This window comes from Actinoallomurus vinaceus (assembly GCF_039542055.1).
GTDB classification, from domain to species: domain Bacteria; phylum Actinomycetota; class Actinomycetes; order Streptosporangiales; family Streptosporangiaceae; genus Actinoallomurus; species Actinoallomurus vinaceus.
On record NZ_BAABHK010000035.1, the window covers coordinates 1 to 18364 of the forward strand.

15 protein-coding genes are annotated in these 18364 nt (G+C 68.8%); 4 read left to right on the forward strand and 11 right to left on the reverse strand.

Annotated elements, in window-relative coordinates; genetic code table 11:
• The 3 genes from ABEA24_RS52855 to ABEA24_RS52865 all read right to left on the reverse strand — a co-directional run.
• Positions 1 to 1064 (reverse strand): hypothetical protein (locus ABEA24_RS52855; protein WP_345444532.1); only part of this gene is annotated, 1064 nt, incomplete at its 3' end.
• Between the two features lie 429 nt (positions 1065 to 1493).
• The gene (locus tag ABEA24_RS52860) at positions 1494 to 3428 is read right to left on the reverse strand and encodes a hypothetical protein (protein WP_345444534.1); all 1935 of its coding nucleotides are present in this window, start codon (positions 3426 to 3428) and stop codon (positions 1494 to 1496) included.
• Positions 3429 to 3632: 204 nt separating this feature from the next.
• The gene (locus tag ABEA24_RS52865; protein ID WP_345444535.1) at positions 3633 to 3995 is read right to left on the reverse strand and encodes a hypothetical protein; all 363 of its coding nucleotides are present in this window, start codon (positions 3993 to 3995) and stop codon (positions 3633 to 3635) included.
• A 127-nt stretch (positions 3996 to 4122) separates the two neighbouring features.
• On the opposite strand from ABEA24_RS52865, the gene ABEA24_RS52870 reads away from it, so the two are divergent.
• Genes ABEA24_RS52870 through ABEA24_RS52880 form a run of 3 tightly spaced genes read left to right on the forward strand, consistent with a single transcriptional unit; the run spans position 4123 to position 5770 of the window.
• Positions 4123 to 4698 (forward strand): hypothetical protein, encoded by a 576-nt coding sequence (locus ABEA24_RS52870; protein WP_345444538.1) that lies wholly within the window; start codon positions 4123 to 4125, stop codon positions 4696 to 4698.
• Positions 4695 to 5315 carry a hypothetical protein gene (locus ABEA24_RS52875; RefSeq protein WP_345444541.1) on the forward strand — a complete coding sequence of 207 codons (621 nt, stop codon included), beginning with the start codon at positions 4695 to 4697 and terminating at the stop codon, positions 5313 to 5315. Before ABEA24_RS52870 ends, ABEA24_RS52875 begins: the two co-directional genes overlap by 4 nt.
• Positions 5312 to 5770, forward strand: coding sequence for a hypothetical protein (locus ABEA24_RS52880; RefSeq protein ID WP_345444544.1), 459 nt, complete (start codon positions 5312 to 5314; stop codon positions 5768 to 5770). Before ABEA24_RS52875 ends, ABEA24_RS52880 begins: the two co-directional genes overlap by 4 nt.
• Here the strand turns inward: ABEA24_RS52880 and ABEA24_RS52885 are convergent.
• From ABEA24_RS52885 to eccD, 8 genes are all read right to left on the reverse strand, one after another.
• Positions 5724 to 6839 (reverse strand): hypothetical protein, encoded by a 1116-nt coding sequence (locus ABEA24_RS52885; RefSeq protein WP_345444547.1) that lies wholly within the window; start codon positions 6837 to 6839, stop codon positions 5724 to 5726. The genes ABEA24_RS52880 and ABEA24_RS52885 overlap by 47 nt on opposite strands.
• A gap of 124 nt (positions 6840 to 6963) precedes the next feature.
• Positions 6964 to 8271: a S8 family serine peptidase gene (locus ABEA24_RS52890; RefSeq protein WP_345444550.1), complete on the reverse strand. Its 1308-nt coding sequence runs from the start codon at positions 8269 to 8271 to the stop codon at positions 6964 to 6966.
• Positions 8272 to 8424: 153 nt separating this feature from the next.
• Complete coding sequence (locus ABEA24_RS52895) at positions 8425 to 9573, reverse strand: hypothetical protein (RefSeq protein WP_345444553.1); 1149 nt, start codon at positions 9571 to 9573, stop codon at positions 8425 to 8427.
• Positions 9574 to 9599: 26 nt separating this feature from the next.
• Complete coding sequence (locus tag ABEA24_RS52900) at positions 9600 to 10208, reverse strand: hypothetical protein (RefSeq protein WP_345444556.1); 609 nt, start codon at positions 10206 to 10208, stop codon at positions 9600 to 9602.
• A 208-nt stretch (positions 10209 to 10416) separates the two neighbouring features.
• On the reverse strand, positions 10417 to 10707 hold the full coding sequence (locus tag ABEA24_RS52905; RefSeq protein ID WP_345444559.1) for a WXG100 family type VII secretion target: 291 nt from the start codon (positions 10705 to 10707) through the stop codon (positions 10417 to 10419).
• A gap of 30 nt (positions 10708 to 10737) precedes the next feature.
• Positions 10738 to 11022, reverse strand: coding sequence for a WXG100 family type VII secretion target (locus ABEA24_RS52910; RefSeq protein WP_345444562.1), 285 nt, complete (start codon positions 11020 to 11022; stop codon positions 10738 to 10740).
• Positions 11023 to 11437: 415 nt separating this feature from the next.
• Complete coding sequence (eccB, locus tag ABEA24_RS52915; protein ID WP_345444564.1) at positions 11438 to 12844, reverse strand: type VII secretion protein EccB; 1407 nt, start codon at positions 12842 to 12844, stop codon at positions 11438 to 11440.
• A gap of 11 nt (positions 12845 to 12855) precedes the next feature.
• A complete protein-coding gene (gene eccD, locus ABEA24_RS52920; RefSeq protein WP_345444567.1) occupies positions 12856 to 14256 on the reverse strand; it encodes a type VII secretion integral membrane protein EccD in 1401 nt (466 codons plus the stop codon).
• 120 nt (positions 14257 to 14376) lie between these two features.
• Between eccD and eccCa the strand changes: the two genes are divergently transcribed.
• Complete coding sequence (gene eccCa / locus ABEA24_RS52925) at positions 14377 to 18348, forward strand: type VII secretion protein EccCa (protein WP_345444570.1); 3972 nt, start codon at positions 14377 to 14379, stop codon at positions 18346 to 18348.
• The last annotated feature ends 16 nt before the right edge of the window (positions 18349 to 18364 follow it).

Here is an 18364-nt window from a genome sequence, read left to right on the forward strand (position 1 = left end):
CCGGCGACCGCACCCATCCCCACCGACTTACCGAACTCGCCCCAGTTCCAGCCCTTCTGCACGCCCTCATGAATCCGCGCGTACTGCCCCGCCGCATCCATCCCCGCCCCGAACCACGCACCCACCACCGCACCACTCAAAACCTGATGCTGACCAACCCACACCGCAACCCGCCGCAAAAACGCCCGCAGCGCAAACCCCTCAGCCTCCGACGCCCCGATCGCCGCCGCCTCCGAAGCACCCGCCGTGATCCACGACCACGCGAACCCCATCAACATCGTGATCACAACGAACGCACACGACAGCTCGAACTGCAGCCGCGCCGCCCGCTTCTGCGCCTGCAGCGACTCCACCCACGAGGCCAGATCCCGCAACGACTGCTCCAGGAACCGCAGCCCCCCCGCCTCACCCCCACCCGACAACGCCTGAGCGAAGGTCTTGAACTTGTCCGTCGCCTCGCCCGCGTTCGCGCTGGTGACAGCACCGGCGTGGCCGTCCAACTCCCCCGCCGCCGTCCCGAATGCGTCCGCGCACGTCGTCAGCGCCGCCTGCATCTTGGCCAGACCACCCATGCTGCCGTCCGGCCACTGACACCCCCCGACCAGCATCTCCAGAAAGAACAAACCCTTCTGCACGATCTCCGGCATCTGATCGACATCACCCACCGGCCGATTGAAATCAGCCTCCGGCCGCGAATACGGATTCCTTTCCGCCACCGCATCGTGATCCGCGCCCACCGGAACGTCCCCACCCACCGTGGACGCCGACTCCGCCACCTTGTAACGGTGACCGGCCACCACCAACATCCCCCCGGTCGCCCGCACCAAATTCACCGCATCCGCAAGCGCATCCAAACACCCATCCCGCGCCGCACCAAACCCCGCAGAACCCTCAGAACCCTTCAGAAACGCCTGACCAATGTCATCGTTCCCCCAGGACGCCCCCGCATCAGCCAAATCCGACACCAACGTGTCAACCGCCACCGCCAATATCACCGACAGCTCAGAAAAGCCCCGACCCGACTTCGTCCACGACTCGAACTGAACCTCAAGACCGGCGGTCAACAGTCACCCCTGTCAAACGTATCCGCCACAAACCATCGGCCGCACGCGAGGAACAAATACCCAGTCCCTCATTCACCGAGAACTACATTCGGGCGGCAATCGCGCGACCGATCCCCATTCGCCGCACGGTCAGGGCTTCATATACATTCAACACGCGCGATTTCCCTTACCGTTCGGCGGAAACCATGATCATCTACCGAACATGGTGCCCGAACGGGCACGGAAATCAAAACGGTGCCGCCCCGAGGAGGTCTCCTCGACGCCCCCGGCGCGACCTGCGCAAATATGCGACTTGTATACCCTCTATCGACACTCCGTCGACCGCGTGCCACACAGAGTTCGACAACATTTCATTTTCGACCGCGGACGGTCGGCGGCGGGCGTCCCTGGGCTCCGACGACGCCGCGCGACGGCGAAGGTCGAGCCGGGCTACCGTTTCTTCTTCCGGAAGTCGAGACGCTCGGGCGGCGGGCCGATGTTGGGTGCGGGCCGCGCGGTGTCCTGGGAAGGGAAGTCCGGCTTGGCGTGACGGGCGCGAGAAGGGTCGGTCGCCTCTTCGTACTCCTGGATGTTGGCCGTGGGCAGCGTCATGATGCCCGGGTTCGCGTCCACCAGGAGGATGCGTCGTCCGGAGGCGTCCGCGTGCGTGAAGACCATCGCGGTCGGTGGCAACTGCTGGAGCTCGCGGGGTTCGACGGCGAACTCGCGCGAGCCCTTCCCCGCCTCGGCGGCGAGGGAGGTTCCCTGGCCCCAGGCGGTCGCCCGGCCGATCCCGTCGGGCAGCGCCGCGTCGGTGGGCTCATTGCCGTTGAACACCGGAAGCGGAGCCGAGGGGCCCACCGTGCTGACGTACGTTCCGTCCTTGCCGAAGGTGACCGCGTCTCCGACCTTCTCGGTGAGCTCGGCGACCTCGAGCGTGTGCTCGGCGCCGATCTGCTCGGCCGCGATCCGCGCGTCCTCAGCATTGCCGAGCCGCATGAAGCCGACGGCCGCGTGACCTCGTCCCAGCCGCTCCTTCACGTGCGGCGGGATCGATCGGTACATCAGGACCAGTCCCGTCGAGGTGGCCTCGCAGGAATCGATGAGCCGGTCGAGGACGTCACCTCGCAGTTTCTCCGCGCCGCACACCAGCAGGGTGTGCTCCCACGGCTTGCCCTGGGGCGATCCGCGGAGGACGTGGGTCAGCGCGGCGGTGACGTACGTGCCGAGGACCCGGTTGGTGAGCACGCCGGCGCGGCGGTCGGTCGCGATGACGCGAAGCCGACTCGGCGGCAGCAGCGTCGGGCTCGAGCCCAGCTTCTCCAGCTTGCGCAGCTGCGACTCCAGTGCCCACGCCCGCTCGATGACCACGCGATCGGCGGCGCCCCGGCCGAACATCGTCGTGATCTTGGCAAGGTCCTCGTCGGTGAGAAGTCCCGCGCGTAGATCGTCGCGAGGGTCCCCGACCTGAGCGAGTGCGCGCAACGCCGCCGTGATCTGGGGGATCGACGCCCGACCGCCGAAGACACCGAGGACCCGTTCGAGGATGGCGTTGTCGAAGGACAGGTCGCGAGCGCCGCCCTGCTCTTCGCTCACGCTCACCACCAGCGACAGCACGTCGGCGAGCTGGTCGGCGTCGAGTCCGTGCGTGAGGTCGAGCTGAGGCAGGTCGCTCGGCAGCACCCAGACCTGGGGACGCTCGCCCTGGTCGTTGCCGAGCTCGGTCAGCTCCTTGGCGACCGCGCCCTCCGACAGGTCGAGGACGGTGACGTGGGACCCGGCGGCCAGCCGGGCGGCGCCCATCATGGTGACCATCGCGGACCAACCGGCCAACGTGCCGCCCGCGACGTCGACCCGGTCGACGCCCTGCGGCAGGGTCACGGCGTACCACTCGTGCTGCGACTCGTACGCCTCACGGCGGTGCTGCCACTCCCGGTACGCGCGGGCGTGTTCGGCGTGAGCGGCTTCCAACTCGCGCCGGCGCTCCTCGCGTTCCCTCTCGAGGCGCTCCCTCTCCTCGGCGGCGCGGGCGCGCATGACCTTCTCGCCCTGCCACATGGAGTAACCGGTGATGAGCGCGACCAGACCGCACGCCACCAGCCCGGCCACGGCGAACGCCCACATCAGCATTCCCGTGATACCGGCCACGACGAACAGCGCGGCACCGATTCCGGCCGACCAGCTGACGATCCGGAGCGGCCGGTTGAACAGGTTCTCCTCGCGCCGCCGCGGCGCCACCCACTCCGGTGTGACGGCCTCCACCTCCGGAGGGGTCGGGCGCTTCGGTGGCGGACCAGGGTCGTCGTGAACCTGCGCGTACCGCCAGCCGACGTAGACGCGGCCCGGTTGCAGTAACCGCGTTTCGCGCGCTGTCACATCGACCACGTCCCGTACTCCTTGAGTGCTCTATGCGGCACAGCGTAAAAGCTTCGCCCTAACCGGGCATTGTTTCAACCGACCGGGCCGTCACCGGACGCTCGGAGGGGCGACACGCACATGGTCAGAAGGTTACGTCGCCTCCCACGCGTCGAAGGCCACGTCCGCTGGACGGGCCGCGGTGGCGCGTCGAAACGCCAGGAAGTCGGCAGGTCAACGGGGCTCATCGGGCGGTGCCCAGCCCTCCGAACCGCCTGGGCCCTGCGGCGGCTGCCCGGCATGGCCCGGAGGAGGCGGGCCGTCGTATCCCTGGGCGGGAGGCTGCGGAGGGTACGGCGGCTGACCACCCTGTGGGCTCCAGTACGGCCCCGGCGGGGTCCCCGGCTGCTGCCAGGCCTGCGGTGGTCCCGGCGGGGTTCCCGGCTGCTGCCAGGCCTGCGGTGGTCCGCCGTACTGGCTCATCCTGCGGCGCTGACGGGCACGTGCGACGAAGCAGATCGCCAGGATCACCTTGGCGAGAATGATGAGATAGACCACATCGATCAGCGGAAAGGGAGTCGGACCGGTATCGGACATGTCTCTCGCTCTCCCGGATGGAGCACGTCATCGGGCTTCGCCGCCCCCATTGTCGATCATTCTGAGGCTGGGCGAAAAATTCCGATAGCCTCTCGGCCGAGCCGATACCGCGGCCCGGGGAGAAGTCATGGCACGTCGGCTGGTGTGGGCGACATCCGTCGCCGTGCCCGTCGCGCTGCTCGTCGGAGTGTGGGCGACCGGCGGCCTGCGCGCGGCTCCCCGGCCGCGGATCCGACGGCCCGCGACCGCGGTCGATCTCGGTGCTTACGCGGTCACGGTGACCGATGCCGTACTCCGCCGCCCCGCACCCGGCAGTGTCGTCTCGCTCACCGTCACACTGCGGGTGAAGAACAAGGAGCGCCGGTCGGTGCTGCTCGAGGACTTCACGGTCAACGCCCTGTCCCTGGAGTCCGCCGGCGGGCCCGCGGTCACCGCGGCCATGGCCCAGGCGACCAGCCAGGGGGCGGACGTGAACATGCTGCCGCCGCGCGTGCCCGTCACGGTCGCCCTGAGGTACGTCCTGCCCCGTGGCGCCGTGCCTCCGCCGGGCTTCCACGCCCGCCTCGCGCTGTGGCGGTACGACCACCGGGAGGACTTCTTCTACGGCCATGTCGAGTGGGTGTCGCGGAAGCCCGCCGATCCGAAGAGCCGCCAGAGCGCCGAGTTCGCCGTGCCGTTGCCGCTCCGCCGGGAGGGCCTGTGAGACGCGTCGCGGCGATCCTCCTCGGGCTCGCGCTGGTGGTCGTCGCCGGATGGGTGAAGGCGCACACACCGGACGACTACGACCACCGGTACGGTCCGCTGGCCTCCGCCGGACACTCGGGCGCGCCGGTCACCGCGGGCGCGTTCACGGTGCGGGTGGACGGCGTCACGGTCGCCCGATCGGCGACCCCCGACCGGAAAGAGGTCCTCCGGCCCGACGGTGTCTTCGTCATCGTCACCGCCGCCGCCACGATCCGGCGCGTTCCGACGCGGCTGGCGACCGCGTACCTGCGAACGCGGAACGGCTACGAATACCGCGAGAGCGTCAAGAACGTGATCGCTGAGAACGGCGATCCACTGAGCGCCGTCGCCCTCGGCCCGGGACTCTGGCGGCGAGGTCCGTTCGTCTTCGAGGTCCCCCCGTCCGAACTGGCCGGATCCACCCTCGTCGTCTCCGACCGTCCGGTGAACGAGAAGGATCCGCCGGGCGGCTTCCCGCCCTACGGCTTCGAGCTGACCGCGCAGGCGGAGATCGCCCTGCGCATCGGGGAGGCACGGGCGCGGCGCCTGGTCGCGAACGCCCCCGAACGGGTGACCATCCCCGGAGCCGACTCGTGACCGCCCGCGCCGCCGTCGCACTCGCGGTCCTCCTGCCGCTCGCCGTCGGCGCCCCTCTGTGGGAGCAGCTTCGCTACAACGACCGGCATCGCGTACGGGAGGCGGTGACGACCGTGCCGCAGGGTGGCTCCGGGGTCCTCGACCACGCCTCCTGGCGACTGCTGAGCGTTCGTCGTACGGCGACCGGCGTTCGCGTACGGCTGGCCAAGACCCCGCTCGACCAGGACGGCGAGTCGGGCCTGGAGCTCGCCTTCGAAGTACGGGATCGAAGCGGCCGGCGCTGGATGCTGCGGCAGGACCTGAGCGGCGCTCTCAGCCGGCCTGGGCACGCCGAGACGATGACCCTGCGCGGTGACGTTCCGGCCGGCGTCGCGGACCAGGTCGAGCCCGAGGTGCGCCACTCCCCGCTCAAGCCGGAGCCGCGGCCGGTTCCGGTGCTTCGGTTTCGTCGCTGACCACCCGTACGAGATCGACGGCCGCCGCGAGCAGTGCGACGTGCAGGACGTTTCTCAGGAGCTCGCGGGTGAACTCCAGCGGGACCAGGATCGGCTTCCAGGCCGCCGGGTCGTGGTCGGGTCCGATCAGGTACAGCGCTCCACGGAAGCCGTACGCGACCGCCGCGTCCACGGTGACGTAACAGAGGCAGAACAGACCCAGCGCAGGCGCTCCGGCCCGCAGGATCAGGCGCGTCGCGTGCAGGAGCGGCACCCAGCGTTCGCGCGGACCACTCGTCAGGCCGACCAGCACCTGGTGGCGATCGCCGGCCACGGCCAGTCGGTGCAGCCGGGTGCCCTCGAGCGCCGCCCGATGGTCGTCCGGTTCGATGCCGATCCCCCCGACCACCGCCGCCATCGCGAACCACACGAGCGGAAGGGCGAGCGCGCCGAGCCCGAACGCGATCGCCGGGCCTTGGGTGTCCAGGCCGGCCGGCCAGAACCGCCGGCCGGTCACCCAGTCGGCTGCCTTCCCGGCGAGAAGGAACACGGAGGACACCGCGAAGAGGTTGAACGCCGTCTCGGTGTAGGCGAGCACCGGCCCGGCCCACCGATCTTCACGACGACGCTCGAGCACGAGCCTGAGCGACCAGGCGACGGCCGCGGCCAGGAGGGCGATCCACACGTTGGAGATGAACAGCACCCGGCCGGCCACCGCGCTGTGCGTGGCACTGTGGAGATTGTGCTCGACATCGATCCGGCTGAACAGCCGCACGTCGTCGGTGTACATGCCCCACGCCGTGTAGATGACGACGAATGGGAACAACGCTCGGCCGATCGCGTCGACGAACGACTCGTCGTCCGGCCTCCGGATGGTCCACAGCATCCCGATCACGGTGGCGAGCGTCACGGTGACGAGCGCCGTGAAGACGAGAGTCGCCGCCGTCCGGCGCCACTGCTCGTACTGCCCGTGGCCGACCACGACACCCGCCCACGTCAGCAGGTAACGGGCGAGGTATCCCGCACTGAACCAGGCCGCGAGCGGCACCAGATGGCGACCGGCCATGCGCACCGAAGTCACGGGCAGCATGACAACGCCTCGGACCATGCCAGCAGACCCTACAGGGAACGATGCGGACGGATCGGGCGTCGACCTTCGGCCACAGGATCTCTCCTCCTGACCGGCTCCAGGAAGTCGCCTAGGGTCGCTCTCGCTACTGGCCGCCCGACCGGCCGTATCCGGCGGGTGGACCGTGATCCGGTGGCTCGAAGGACGGTCTCGATCCGTCGCGTGGGGGCTCCTGCGGCTCCGGCGGTCCGAATGCGGGCGGTGGGCCCTGATTCGGCGGCCCGTACGCCGGGAACTGGCCGTAGCCGGATGAGAAGGTGCCTTGTGCCGGAGGCGACGGCGGCCGACGGCGGCTCTTGATGACGGTAGCGATCACAATGCCCAGGATGATGATCGCGAAAACGCCGAAGAAGGTCAGGACGGTAGAGAGCGACGACGAGCCCTTTTTATGCGACACGACAGGCGTGCTCGTGCCGGCGCCCGGTGACTTGCCCTGTGCGGCGAGCGCCTTGTCCAGGCGTTCGTAGACCGGGTTGGGCGCGGTGGTCGGGACGCTCGCCCGCAACGCATTACGCAGGCTGAGGGCTCCGTATCCCGTCTGGTCGTCCTTACCGGAAGGGCCCACGTCGGTGACCGTCGCCGTGATCCGCTGCACGATCCGCCGTGCGGACTCGTCGGGGAACTTCGAGCGGATCAGGGCCACCGCACCTGCGACGAGCGCCGTCGCCTGGCTGCTCCCGTACCCGTGGTGATAGAGCCGGCCGTCCTTGCCGAGCGCCCCGACGTCGACGCCCGGCCCGGCGACCGTGACGTAGTCCTGCCGCTGGGTCTTCTGCCACGGATTGCCCAGGTGGTCGTACGCGCCGACCGCTACAACGCCGGGACAGGCGGCTGGATATTGAGGGTCGTTACCGCCGTCACCGTCGTTCCCGGCGGCAGCGACGAGAACGGCATCCTTCTTCGCCGCGTAGGCGACCGCATCGAGAACCTGGGGAGGACAGTGACCGGGATAAGCGGTCGCGATGTCCGCGTGTGACATGCTGACGACCTTTGCCCCATGGTCCACGGCATAACGGATGGACCGGGCCTCTGTGTCGGGTGACGATTCCCGGTCGACGACCGGAAGGATTCTGGCCTCCGGGGCGATCCCCACCCAGTTGCTCGGTCCCCCACCTTGCGCGGCGATCAGACTCGCCATGCCGGTCCCGTGGCCGCTCTCCGGGTCGACATCCCGCCTGCCGTCCGTCCCGGTCCCGTTGAAATCGGCTCCGGGCAGCACCACACCGTTGAACTCGGGCAGATCCGCGTTCACGCCGGTGTCCAGTACGGCAACGGTGACGCCCGCGCCCTTCGTCAGCGGCCAGACGATGCTCTGGATGGCGAAGGAGTCGAACCACCACTCTTCCGGGTGCGGCCCAGGGGTCGCTTCGGCGGGATTGCCGAGAGGCGTCATGAGCGCACAGCTCGCCAACACCGCAAGCGCTGATCGCATCACCCGTCGCACTGGCTCACTCCGATTGACTCGCCGGTCTCAAGACAGCCGTATGGGCGGGCGTGGCTCTTGCCACGCCCGCCCATCGTCGCGCCGTCGTTCACAAATGGACGCTCAGCCGATCTGTCCTGGCACGGCGTCGCCGTCGCCGCCCCAGATGTCCTCGTCCTCCTGCAGCCACGTGGAACGCTCGCGTTCCTTCTCGCCCTGGCCGTGGCCGGGGTGCATCGGCGGCATCATGCCGCCGCCGCCGGCCATGCGCCCGGCCGCGGCCGCGCCGTTCGCGCCGGCTCCGGTACCGAGGCCGCCGGCTCCGACACCTCCGGCACCCATGGTCCCCATGCCCGAGCCGGTGCCGAGGCCACCGCCCGCACCACCGAACGGGTCGCCGCCGAGGCCGGTACCACCGCCGCTGAGGCCGGTGCCACCGCTGCCGGGGAGACCGCCGCCCCCCGGGAGGCCGGCCGGGTCGTAACCGGCGAGGTGCGTACCCGAGCCGCCCGGGAAGTTGCTTCCGTTACCGCCGGGGAACTTGCTTCCGTCACCACCCGGCAGGTGGCTCCCGTTGGGGAAATTGCTGTGGTCGCCCGTGGGGAGATACGGGTTCTTGTTGTTGGATGGGTTGCCGAACGGATCGTTGCCCGGCACCTTGCCGTCCGGCATCCCGCCGCCCGGCATTTTGCCGCCCCCGCCACCCAGCGGAGAGCCTTTGGGGCCGCCCGGACCGTTCGGGTCGCCCAGGTAAGGCGATGCTTCCTTCTGATTCGGCAGGTCGGTCGTGGCGTGCTCGGGGAAGTTCTTCTGCACGTCCGCGGCCCGTCCGTTGAGCCGGTTCATCAGGTCACGGGCGTTGTCGTCGTCACCGCCGGTGTGGATATAGCCGTCGGACATCGTGTGGCCGGCGTCCTTGTACCACGGGAGGATCTTCTCGCCGTACCACTTGAAGCTCTGCGCGGCCTGGATGCTCTGATCCGACAAGCCGTTGTTGGTCTTGTGGATCAGCGCCATCTGGTCGAGTGCCTTCTGGGCGGCGGGACCGCCCCATGCCGCGATCAGCGCCGGAGCGTGCTTCTCGGTGAGCAGTTTCGCCTTGTCCGCAAGCTCATTGGCCGCGCTCTGGTAGGCGTTCCCCGCCTTGCTGGCGATATCGGGCTTCAGATTCTGGAGTCGGCTCTTTATCGCGTCGAAGTCGGCATCCTTCTCTTGGTGCGTCTGCACGTCAGCATGCCTGATGACCCAGAGACTGTTCTCGTTCTCGCTCATCGTTACCCTCTCACCCGGCCGGACCGTTAAATGGCCTTGTTCTTGCCACCGCTGTTGGTGACGGCGTGGTGGGTGTCGTCCTCACCCCGTTGACCGTTGTCCGCGGTGGTGGTGAGCAGAGTGATCACACTCTCGTAGGTGGAGATCACTGCATTCCACTGCTGCGAGAACGCCGTCGACGCCGACGTCGCCAGGTGGTCGTAATCCGTCGCGGCCGGGTAGCCGGTGCCCATCGCCCCCGTGCCGGCCATGTCCTGCTGAGCCTGCTGCTGGATGACGTACTTGAGGTCGTTGAGGTCCTGCCGGAGCTTCTTGGCCAGGTCCTTGAGGTCGTCCGGATGCATCTTGTAGCCCTTGTCCGCCTCGTGTTTCCACGATTCGTTCTTGTCGGGCTTCTTGATGTCGTACTTGTCCGGCGGCTCCGTCTCTTTGAGCCTACGGCCTTCGGGAACGTCCTTGTCGTTCTTGTCCGGCGCGTTCCCGTCCGGCGTGTAGTAGTACTTGCCGTCCTGACCCTGGTAGTAGTGGGACGGGTCATGGGGATCGTGGGTCAGTGGCGGATATGACTTCGACGAGGAGACCTTACCGCTGGCGGTGACCTCGACATAGGTTCCGTCTTTTGTGTAGCTGCCCATCTCGTTCCTCCGGCCGGTCGGCGGCCCAGACATTCAGTATGTAATGCTTCGGCAGCGGTCAGGCCGCGAGCGACGCTCCCGCGTACCTGTTCCTCAGACGGCTTCCGACTGAACGCGGTTCCCGCCACCAAGCGACGATGGCCCCGGTCGCGCGGCGGCGACCGGGGCCATCATCATGACGTCTCGCTCTCGACCACGGTCGAGGCGGTCACCACATCGTGGCGTTGGCCTTCTCGACCGCCGTGTAGTTCTCGTGCGCCGTGCCGATGACCTGGGCCAGCTTGTTCATGGCCGTCGTCATGTGGTTCGCCGCGGCCGTCCACTGCGCCTTGGCGGTGTGGTACTGGTTCTGGGCGTCACCGGTCCACTCCGCCAGGTTCTGCTGGAGCTGCCTGTCGAGCTCCTCCAGTAGGCCGACCACCGCGTTGTGAACGACGATGAAGTCTTCCTCACCGGTGTTGAGCGCACTGAAGTTTACCTGAGTGAAGTCAGAGGACATCGGGTTTCCTTTCCGCCGCCGTCAGACCGGTCAGAAGCCGTTGATGAAGTTGTGGATGTTGTTGACGGCCTCGGTCTGGGTCTCTTCGTTCTTCTGGTAGTTGATCTCGTTGTGGACCAGGCTCTCGTGGAGGCGGTTCAGCGTGTTGAGCACCTTCGTCATGTCCTCGTCGAAGGCGACGAACGCGGTGCCGAAGGCGCCCGCGGCGTTGCCCTTCCACCCCACCAGGACGGCGTCCTTGTGGGAGTTGAGGTTCATCTGCTGACCCTTGATCTGGCTGGCGATGTCGTCGATGTGGCCGGCTGCCACCCTCATCGCCGCGCGATTCTGTGCCGACTCCTGCGCCACAGTCGTCACCTCCATGTGATCGGCTACGTGCGGTACTCAGCGTCCCACCACCGCAGACGCGCCACCCGAGCGGGAAGAACGATCGGCTTAGAGAACACCCCGTGACCTTAAATCGCGATAATCTTACGACGCTTGTCGCGATCTGTCCAGCAACTTACGCAAATCCAGTCGGCCCGGCCATTAGCGAATAATGTTATCGGCCGGTTACGGTACGCCGACGAATGGGCGACAGCCATCCAACAGCCCTCTGACCTGCGGCTTTAACCGAGAGCCGAAAACCTTTCAGACCGGTGAGACGACATGGCGATAATCACGTTCGCCGACCTGGAACCGTCCTGAGCGGCCCTGCGTCTAAACCCGATTAGGTGTCGAATGTCCATCCTCAACCGTTCGCCTTAGGTGCCGGGGCGGGCTGGAGCGCCTTGGTCGGATCGAGGGTCGGCCCGGTCGGCATCAGCTGCAGCACGCCCTTGGGGATCGGCGCGGCGTTCGCCACCTTGTAGCCGAGCTTCTCGGCGGTGTCCTTCGACGACAGGGGGAAGCAGACGCCGGCGTCGTTGACGATGTACCAGGAGTTGATCGCGCTGAGCTGGTTCGGTCCGGGCAGCAGACCGACGAGCGCGGCGCCGCCCGGCGGAAGGATGACCTGGTCCACGGTCGTGGCCTCCTCGGCGGTCGTCGCCTGAATGTTCGGCAGCGAGCCGCCGATCGAGAGCCGGGCCGAGGTGGAGCCCTTGTCCGTATCGGAGTAGACCGCGCAGAGCGGCACCGAGGGATCCCAGGACACGAAGTCCGGGAGGGTCGCCGGCAGCCGGCTGTCCAGCACGTGCTGGGCCGACGGCTTCGACGTCACCGTGCCGAAGTCGGTGTCACGGGCTACGGCGGCCTGACCGTGGTAAGCGAGTCTCTTCGTGTCGGGCTCCGCGAGGAGCAGGGTGGCCTGCGTCCCGGTGACCTGCGCGAAGCCATCCGACATCAGGACGTAATAGGCCCCCGAGGGCACCTTGAAGACCTGGCCGACACTGCCGACGCCCGCTACGTTCTGGCCGCGGTTCCCCACCGGCGGAGCGGTGAAGTCCGTCCCCGAGTCGATCGGGTTCAGCCAGGCCCGCGAGACCGTGGCCGGCTGGACCTTCGTGACGCTGCTCGCCTGCTCGGGCGGCAGCGTCATGTGCATCCGCTGGTTGTTCCAGATCACGTACGACTGGCCCGCCACCTGGACGACCACCGCCTGGCCCGCGCCGAGGAACTGGCCGCCGACGCTCTTGCCGGCGACGAGGCTGGTCACCGGACGGGTGCCGCCGGCCGTGGTCGTACCGTTGCGGACGCAGACCGACCACGGCTTCTTGACCAGGTGGTCGGGGTCGGGGAGGGAGTCGGGCGCGCCCGGGATGCCGATCATCGGGCCGCGGGTGAACTTCGCCAGGGACTTCCGCGACACCACGCGCTGCTGGGTGGTGCCGGAGTTCAGGGCGAGCTTCGCCGACGCGAAGTTGAGCACCGGCAGCATCCGCTTGCCGTTCGTGTCGTAGACGTACTTGGTGCCTGTCTCGCGCTCGATGATGACCGTGCCGCCCTGGTCGAGGCCCTTGGCGCCGCCCGGTGAGATGAATCCCAGGACGCCGAAGACGGCGGCGAGGAGGACGGCGACCATGGCGCCGGAGAACGCCGCCACGGACAGCCGCCGCATCGGCGACTCGGGGACGTCCGGCTCCCCCTGCAGCAGCGCCAGGCCGACCCGCTGCATCATCAGCTTGTGGGCCTGGTAGAGATCGCGCCGGGTCTGCATCGATAACCCTTTCAGCCCTTGAGGCCGCGGATCGTGGAGTAGATGTCGAGCGCGGCCAGTGCCAGCGGGATCAGAGCGATGATCACGATCATGTCGACGATGTCGCCCGCGCGTCCCCAGAACGGCGTCGGCCGGTGTGCGGGCAGCCACATCGCCATGCCCACGACGACGCCGGCGAGAAGGAGGAGCGGGAGCAGCACGCCCGCGAGCGTGCTCACCTGGTCACCGCGGAGGGCCAGGCCGATGTCGAGGGCCCCGAGCCCGATCAGGCCCGCGGTCAGCATCCACACGCGCTGGCCGCGGCCGCGGAAGATCCGGCCGCGCAGCAGCAGCGATACCGCCATGGCCGCCGCCGTCGTCGGACCGGACCACTTGTCGGAGGTGGCGAGGAAGAGCATGCCGCCCATGGCGACGAGGGCGACGGCGGCGACCAGGCCGGTCGCGTACCTGTCGGCCTCGGTCGTGCGCTTGAGCACGGCGCGGCCTTCGACCAGTTCGGTGTCGCGCCGCAGGTCCTCCGCGCTCGTCGGCACGGGCGGCAGCGGCAGCCGGGCGAGGCGGAACGACAGCGTGGGGATCAAGGCGGTGAACGCCATCACCACCGCGGCGACCGTCCCCGCCACGCCGGGCGCCGGGAGGCTCGGGAAGGCGTAGGAGAGGCCGCTGCCCACGGCGCCCATGGCGGCGGCGATGGCGACGCCGAGGAAGACGGGCACGCCTTCGGCGACCGCGAACGCCGCGATGACCGCGACCAGCATGGCCGCGCCGAAGGCCGCCAGGAGGTGGGGGGCGCCGACCTGAGTCAGCTCGATCCCGCGCCGGGCCGGCGCCAGCAGGCCGGCGAGGAACCCGTACGGTACGGCGGCGTAGCCGAGGATGGCGCCGGCGCCCGAGTCACCGAACGCGCGGGACACGGCCATGCCACCGATGAGCAACAGGAACGCGACGATGCCGGCGGCGATGGTCGGGGCGGTCCACGGCGGGCCCGACAGCGCGATGGCGACGACGCCCACGGCGAGCGCGGCCCCCGCCGCGCCGAGACCGTAGCTGCGCGTGCTCTGCGGCCGCCACCGGTCGGAGCGGTCCTTGATCCCCGTGGCGATGACGTCGGCGACGTCGTCGAAGGACATCTCCGGGATCTGCGCCATCCGCGGCCGGAAGTAGAGCACCTCACCGTCGCGGACCCCGAGCTGGGACAGCGAACGCCCCGGGTCGAACGGCGCGTCGTCGAGGCGCTGCAGCACCCAGCCCGAGTGGGCCAGGCCGGCGTCCGCCATGTTCGCACCGGCCACGCGCAGCAGCGTCGGCAGCATGTGCGCCAGCGGGACGTCCGACGGGAGTGAAAGGTCGATCCGGCGCTGTGGGGCCACGATCGTGACCCGGCTCAGTTCCGTTCCTGCCGTCGTGCTCACCGGTCTTCCACCCTCTTCGGCTACACGGCTCGGGTCCCCTATGCGTCACACTCTCCATAGGATGGCCCCGAATACTTACAAAATCTGGCCACAGCAGGGTAACGGCCGCGGAGGCACCGGTTGAGTACGATCTTGGTACGCCGCCAGGAAAGGCGACCCGCTCCCCCCACGCCCAGGGGCGAGATCCTGCTCGAATCTCCGCCGGAGATCCCCGAGGTGACCAGCGGCGGGTTCCAGGCCGCCATGACGTACCTGCCGATGGCCGCGATGGCGGGGATGAGCGGGCTGATGGTCGCGGCGGGCGGCGTCACGAATCCGTTGTCGCTGGTCAGCAGCGGTGGCATGGCCCTCGCCATGGGCGGCATGATGCTGGGCCAGATGGGCCGCGGAGCCGGTGAGCGCAAGTTCAAGCTGAACGGCGAGCGCCGCGACTACTACCGCTACCTCGCGCAGACGCGCCGGAAGGTGCGCCGGGCGGCCAAGCAGCAGCGCGAGGCGCTCGAGTGGAACAGTCCCGCCCCCGACTCGCTGTGGTCCCTCGTGATGAGCGCCCGGCTGTGGGAACGCCGCCCGCGGGACGAGGACTTCGCCAACGTCCGCGTCGGGACGGGCGCGCAGAAGCTCGCCGTGCAGCTGATCGTGCCCGAGACCAAACCGGTCGAGGACCTGGAGCCGATGACGGCGGGTGCGCTGCGCAGGTTCGTACGCGCCCACTCGACCGTTCCCGAACTGCCGGTGGCGGTCTCGCTGGCGTCGTTCGCCCGGATCCAGGCGATGGGAGAGCCGGAGATCGCCCGCGGTCTCGTACGCGCGATGATCTCCCAGATCGCGTCGTTCCACTCGCCCGACGACGTGCGGATCTGCGTGTGCGCGTCACCGGAGCGCATGCCGCACTGGGAATGGGTCAAGTGGCTGCCGCACTCCATGCACCCGAGCGAGAACGACGCCGCCGGCCCGGTCCGGCTGATCACCCGCAGCCTGTCGGAGCTGGAGTCGCTGCTCGGCCAGGAGGTGAAGGACCGGCCGAGGTTCAGCCCCGGCCTGTCCCAGGACGACCTGCCGTACCACGTCATCGTCATGGACGGCGGAATGGTCACCCCCGACTCCCAGATCGGGGCGGACGGCATCGATGGCGTCTGTGTGATCGATCTCACGGGCTCGGTGACGCCCACCTCGGACAACACGATGCTGCGGCTGAACGTCACGCCCGACCAGATGTTCATGCTCAACCGCGACCGTACGGGCAAGGACGTGCCTACCGCGATCGGCAGACCGGACCGGTTCAGCCTCGTGCAGGCGGAGGGTCTGGCCCGTCAGCTCGCGCCGCTGCGCGCCAGCGAGGCCGCGGGCGAGGAGTACGACGCGTTGTCCGGCAGCATGAACCTGACGACGCTGCTCGGGGTGGATGACCCCCACAGCGTCGACCCCGGGGTCACGTGGCGGTCGCGCGCGCCCCGCAACCGGTTGCGCGTGCCCGTCGGCGTGGACGTCGAGGGACGCCCCGTCGATCTCGACATCAAGGAGGCCGCGCAGGGCGGCTTCGGCCCGCACGGCCTGTGCATCGGCGCCACCGGTTCCGGTAAGTCCGAGTTCCTGCGCACGCTCGTCCTCGGGCTCGCGATGACGCACTCGTCCGAGGTGCTCAACTTCGTGCTCGTCGACTTCAAGGGTGGCGCGACGTTCCTCGGCATGGACGGTCTGCAGCACGTCTCGGCCATCATCACCAACCTGGAGGACGAACTCCCCCTGGTCGACCGGATGTACGACGCGCTGCACGGCGAGATGGTCCGGCGCCAGGAGTGGCTGCGCGCCGCCGGGAACTACGCCTCGTTGCGCGACTACGAGAAGGCCCGGGAGCAGGGCGCACCGCTCAAGCCCATGCCGACGCTGTTCGTCGTCCTCGACGAGTTCTCCGAACTGCTGAGCGCCAAGCCCGAGTTCGCCGAGCTGTTCGTGATGATCGGCCGCCTCGGCCGGTCGCTCGGCGTGCACCTGCTGCTCGCCTCGCAACGCCTGGAGGAGGGCAAGCTCCGCGGCCTGGACGTCCACCTGTCGTACCGCATCGGCCTGCGGACGTTCTCGGCGATGGAGTCCCGGGTCGTGCTGGGCGTGCCCGACGCGTACGAACTGCCGCAGGCGCCTGGTAACGGTTACCTGAAGATCGGCACCGAGGCCATGATCCGGTTCAAGGCGGCGTACGTCTCCGGCGCGTACACCCCGGACGGCCACGCCGGTCGTCATGAGACCGGCCCACGCGTGGTCAAGCAGATCGTGCCCTTCCTGCCGGACTACATCCGCCCGCAGATCATCGAGGATCCCCAGCAGGCCGAACCGGAGCCGGATGAGAAGAACCAGGACACCCTCTTCGACATCGTGGTCCGGCGCCTGGCCGGTCAGGGGCCCCCGGCGCACGAGATCTGGCTGCCTCCGCTGGACGAGTCGTCACCGCTCGACCAGATGCTGCCCAACCTGCAGGCCACGCCCGAGCACGGCTACACCACCGCGGAATGGGACGGCCGCGGCCGGTTGCACGCGGCGATCGGCATCGTCGACCGCCCCTTCGACCAGCGCCGCGACCCCATGTGGTTCGACGTGTCCGGGGCCGCCGGCCACGTCGGCGTCGTCGGCGCGCCGCAGAGCGGCAAGTCGACCGTGCTGCGCACGCTCATCACGTCGCTGGCCCTGATGCACACGCCGCAGGAGGTGCAGTTCTACTGCCTCGACTTCGGCGGCGGTACCCTCGCCGCGCTCGACGGCCTGCCGCACGTGGGCGGCGTGGCGACGCGTCTCGACGGCGACCGCGTACGCCGGACGGTGGCCGAGGTCGCCGGGCTGCTGGAGGAGCGCGAACGCTACTTCGCCGAACGCGGCATCGACGGCATGGCCACCTACCGGCGGATGCGCGCGTCCGGCCAGATCCCCGGTGACGGCTTCGGTGACGTCTTCCTCGTCGTCGACAACTGGCTCACCGTCCGCCAGGACTTCGAGCAGGTCGAATCGACCGTCACCGAGCTGGCCTCGCGTGGGCTGGGCTACGGCATCCACATCGTCGCGTCCACCAACAAGTGGTCGGAGTTCCGGATGAACATCCGTGACCTGTTCGGGTCGCGGCTGGAGTTGCGGCTCGGTGACCCGTACGAGTCGGAGTTCGACCGGAAGATGGCCGCGAACGTCCCCGAGGGGCGCCCGGGACGTGGCATCACCCGGGAGGGTCTGCACTTCCTCGCCACGCTGCCCAGGATCGACGGTCGGTCCACGACCGAGGACCTCTCCGACGGGGTGCAGAAACTGGTCGAGACGGTGGCGGGGGCCTGGCAGGGCCCGACCGCCCCGAAGGTGCGGATGCTGCCCGCGTCGCTGCCGCCGGCGGCCCTGCCGAGCGCGCAGGAGACGGGCCGCCGCGTGCCGATCGGCATCAACGAGGACAACCTGGGTCCGGTGTCGCTCGACTTCGACGCGGACCCCCACTTCGTCGTGTTCGGGGACAACGAGTGCGGCAAGTCGAACCTGCTGCGGCTCGTCGCCGACTCGATCGTCCAGCGCTACTCGCCGCAGGAGGCACGGCTCGTCTTCCTCGACTTCCGGCGGTCCCTCCTGGACACCGCGGATACCGAGCACCGCATCGGCTATGCGGCGTCCTCGACGGCCGCGACGCAGTTGATCAAGGACGTCCACGGCGCGCTGATCAGGAGGCTCCCACCGGCGGACCTGACCCCAGACCAGCTGCGGAACCGCTCCTGGTGGACCGGCTCGGACCTGTTCATCGTCATCGACGACTACGAACTCGTCGCGACGCCGTCGGGCAACCCGCTTCAGCCGCTCGCCGATCTGATCCCCCAGGCCCGTGACATCGGTCTGCACGTCATCCTTGGGCGCAGTATGGGCGGTGCGGGCCGGGCGATGTTCGACCCGATCATCCAGCGGCTGAAGGACATGGCCTCACCTGCGCTGGTCATGTCCGGCAACAAGGACGAAGGCGCGCTGTTCGACGTGCGGCCCAGTCCGCTGCCGCCGGGTCGCGGCACCTTCGTCGAGCGCAAGACCGGGCACCGGCTCATCCAGACCGCCCATCTGGAGGCGGAGAACTCCTGAGAGAGGAAGGAGCCGC

Coding starts and splice junctions, on each gene's coding strand:
- ABEA24_RS52910 (WP_345444562.1), bottom strand. CDS start 11,022: ATGAGGGTGGCAGCCGGCCACATCGACGACATCGCCAGCCAGATCAAG.
- ABEA24_RS52905 (WP_345444559.1), bottom strand. CDS start 10,707: ATGTCCTCTGACTTCACTCAGGTAAACTTCAGTGCGCTCAACACCGGT.
- eccB (WP_345444564.1), bottom strand. CDS start 12,844: ATGCAGACCCGGCGCGATCTCTACCAGGCCCACAAGCTGATGATGCAG.
- ABEA24_RS52865 (WP_345444535.1), bottom strand. CDS start 3,995: ATGTCCGATACCGGTCCGACTCCCTTTCCGCTGATCGATGTGGTCTAT.
- ABEA24_RS52900 (WP_345444556.1), bottom strand. CDS start 10,208: ATGGGCAGCTACACAAAAGACGGAACCTATGTCGAGGTCACCGCCAGC.
- ABEA24_RS52895 (WP_345444553.1), bottom strand. CDS start 9,573: ATGAGCGAGAACGAGAACAGTCTCTGGGTCATCAGGCATGCTGACGTG.
- ABEA24_RS52870 (WP_345444538.1), top strand. CDS start 4,123: ATGGCACGTCGGCTGGTGTGGGCGACATCCGTCGCCGTGCCCGTCGCG.
- ABEA24_RS52890 (WP_345444550.1), bottom strand. CDS start 8,271: ATGACGCCTCTCGGCAATCCCGCCGAAGCGACCCCTGGGCCGCACCCG.
- ABEA24_RS52885 (WP_345444547.1), bottom strand. CDS start 6,839: ATGCTGCCCGTGACTTCGGTGCGCATGGCCGGTCGCCATCTGGTGCCG.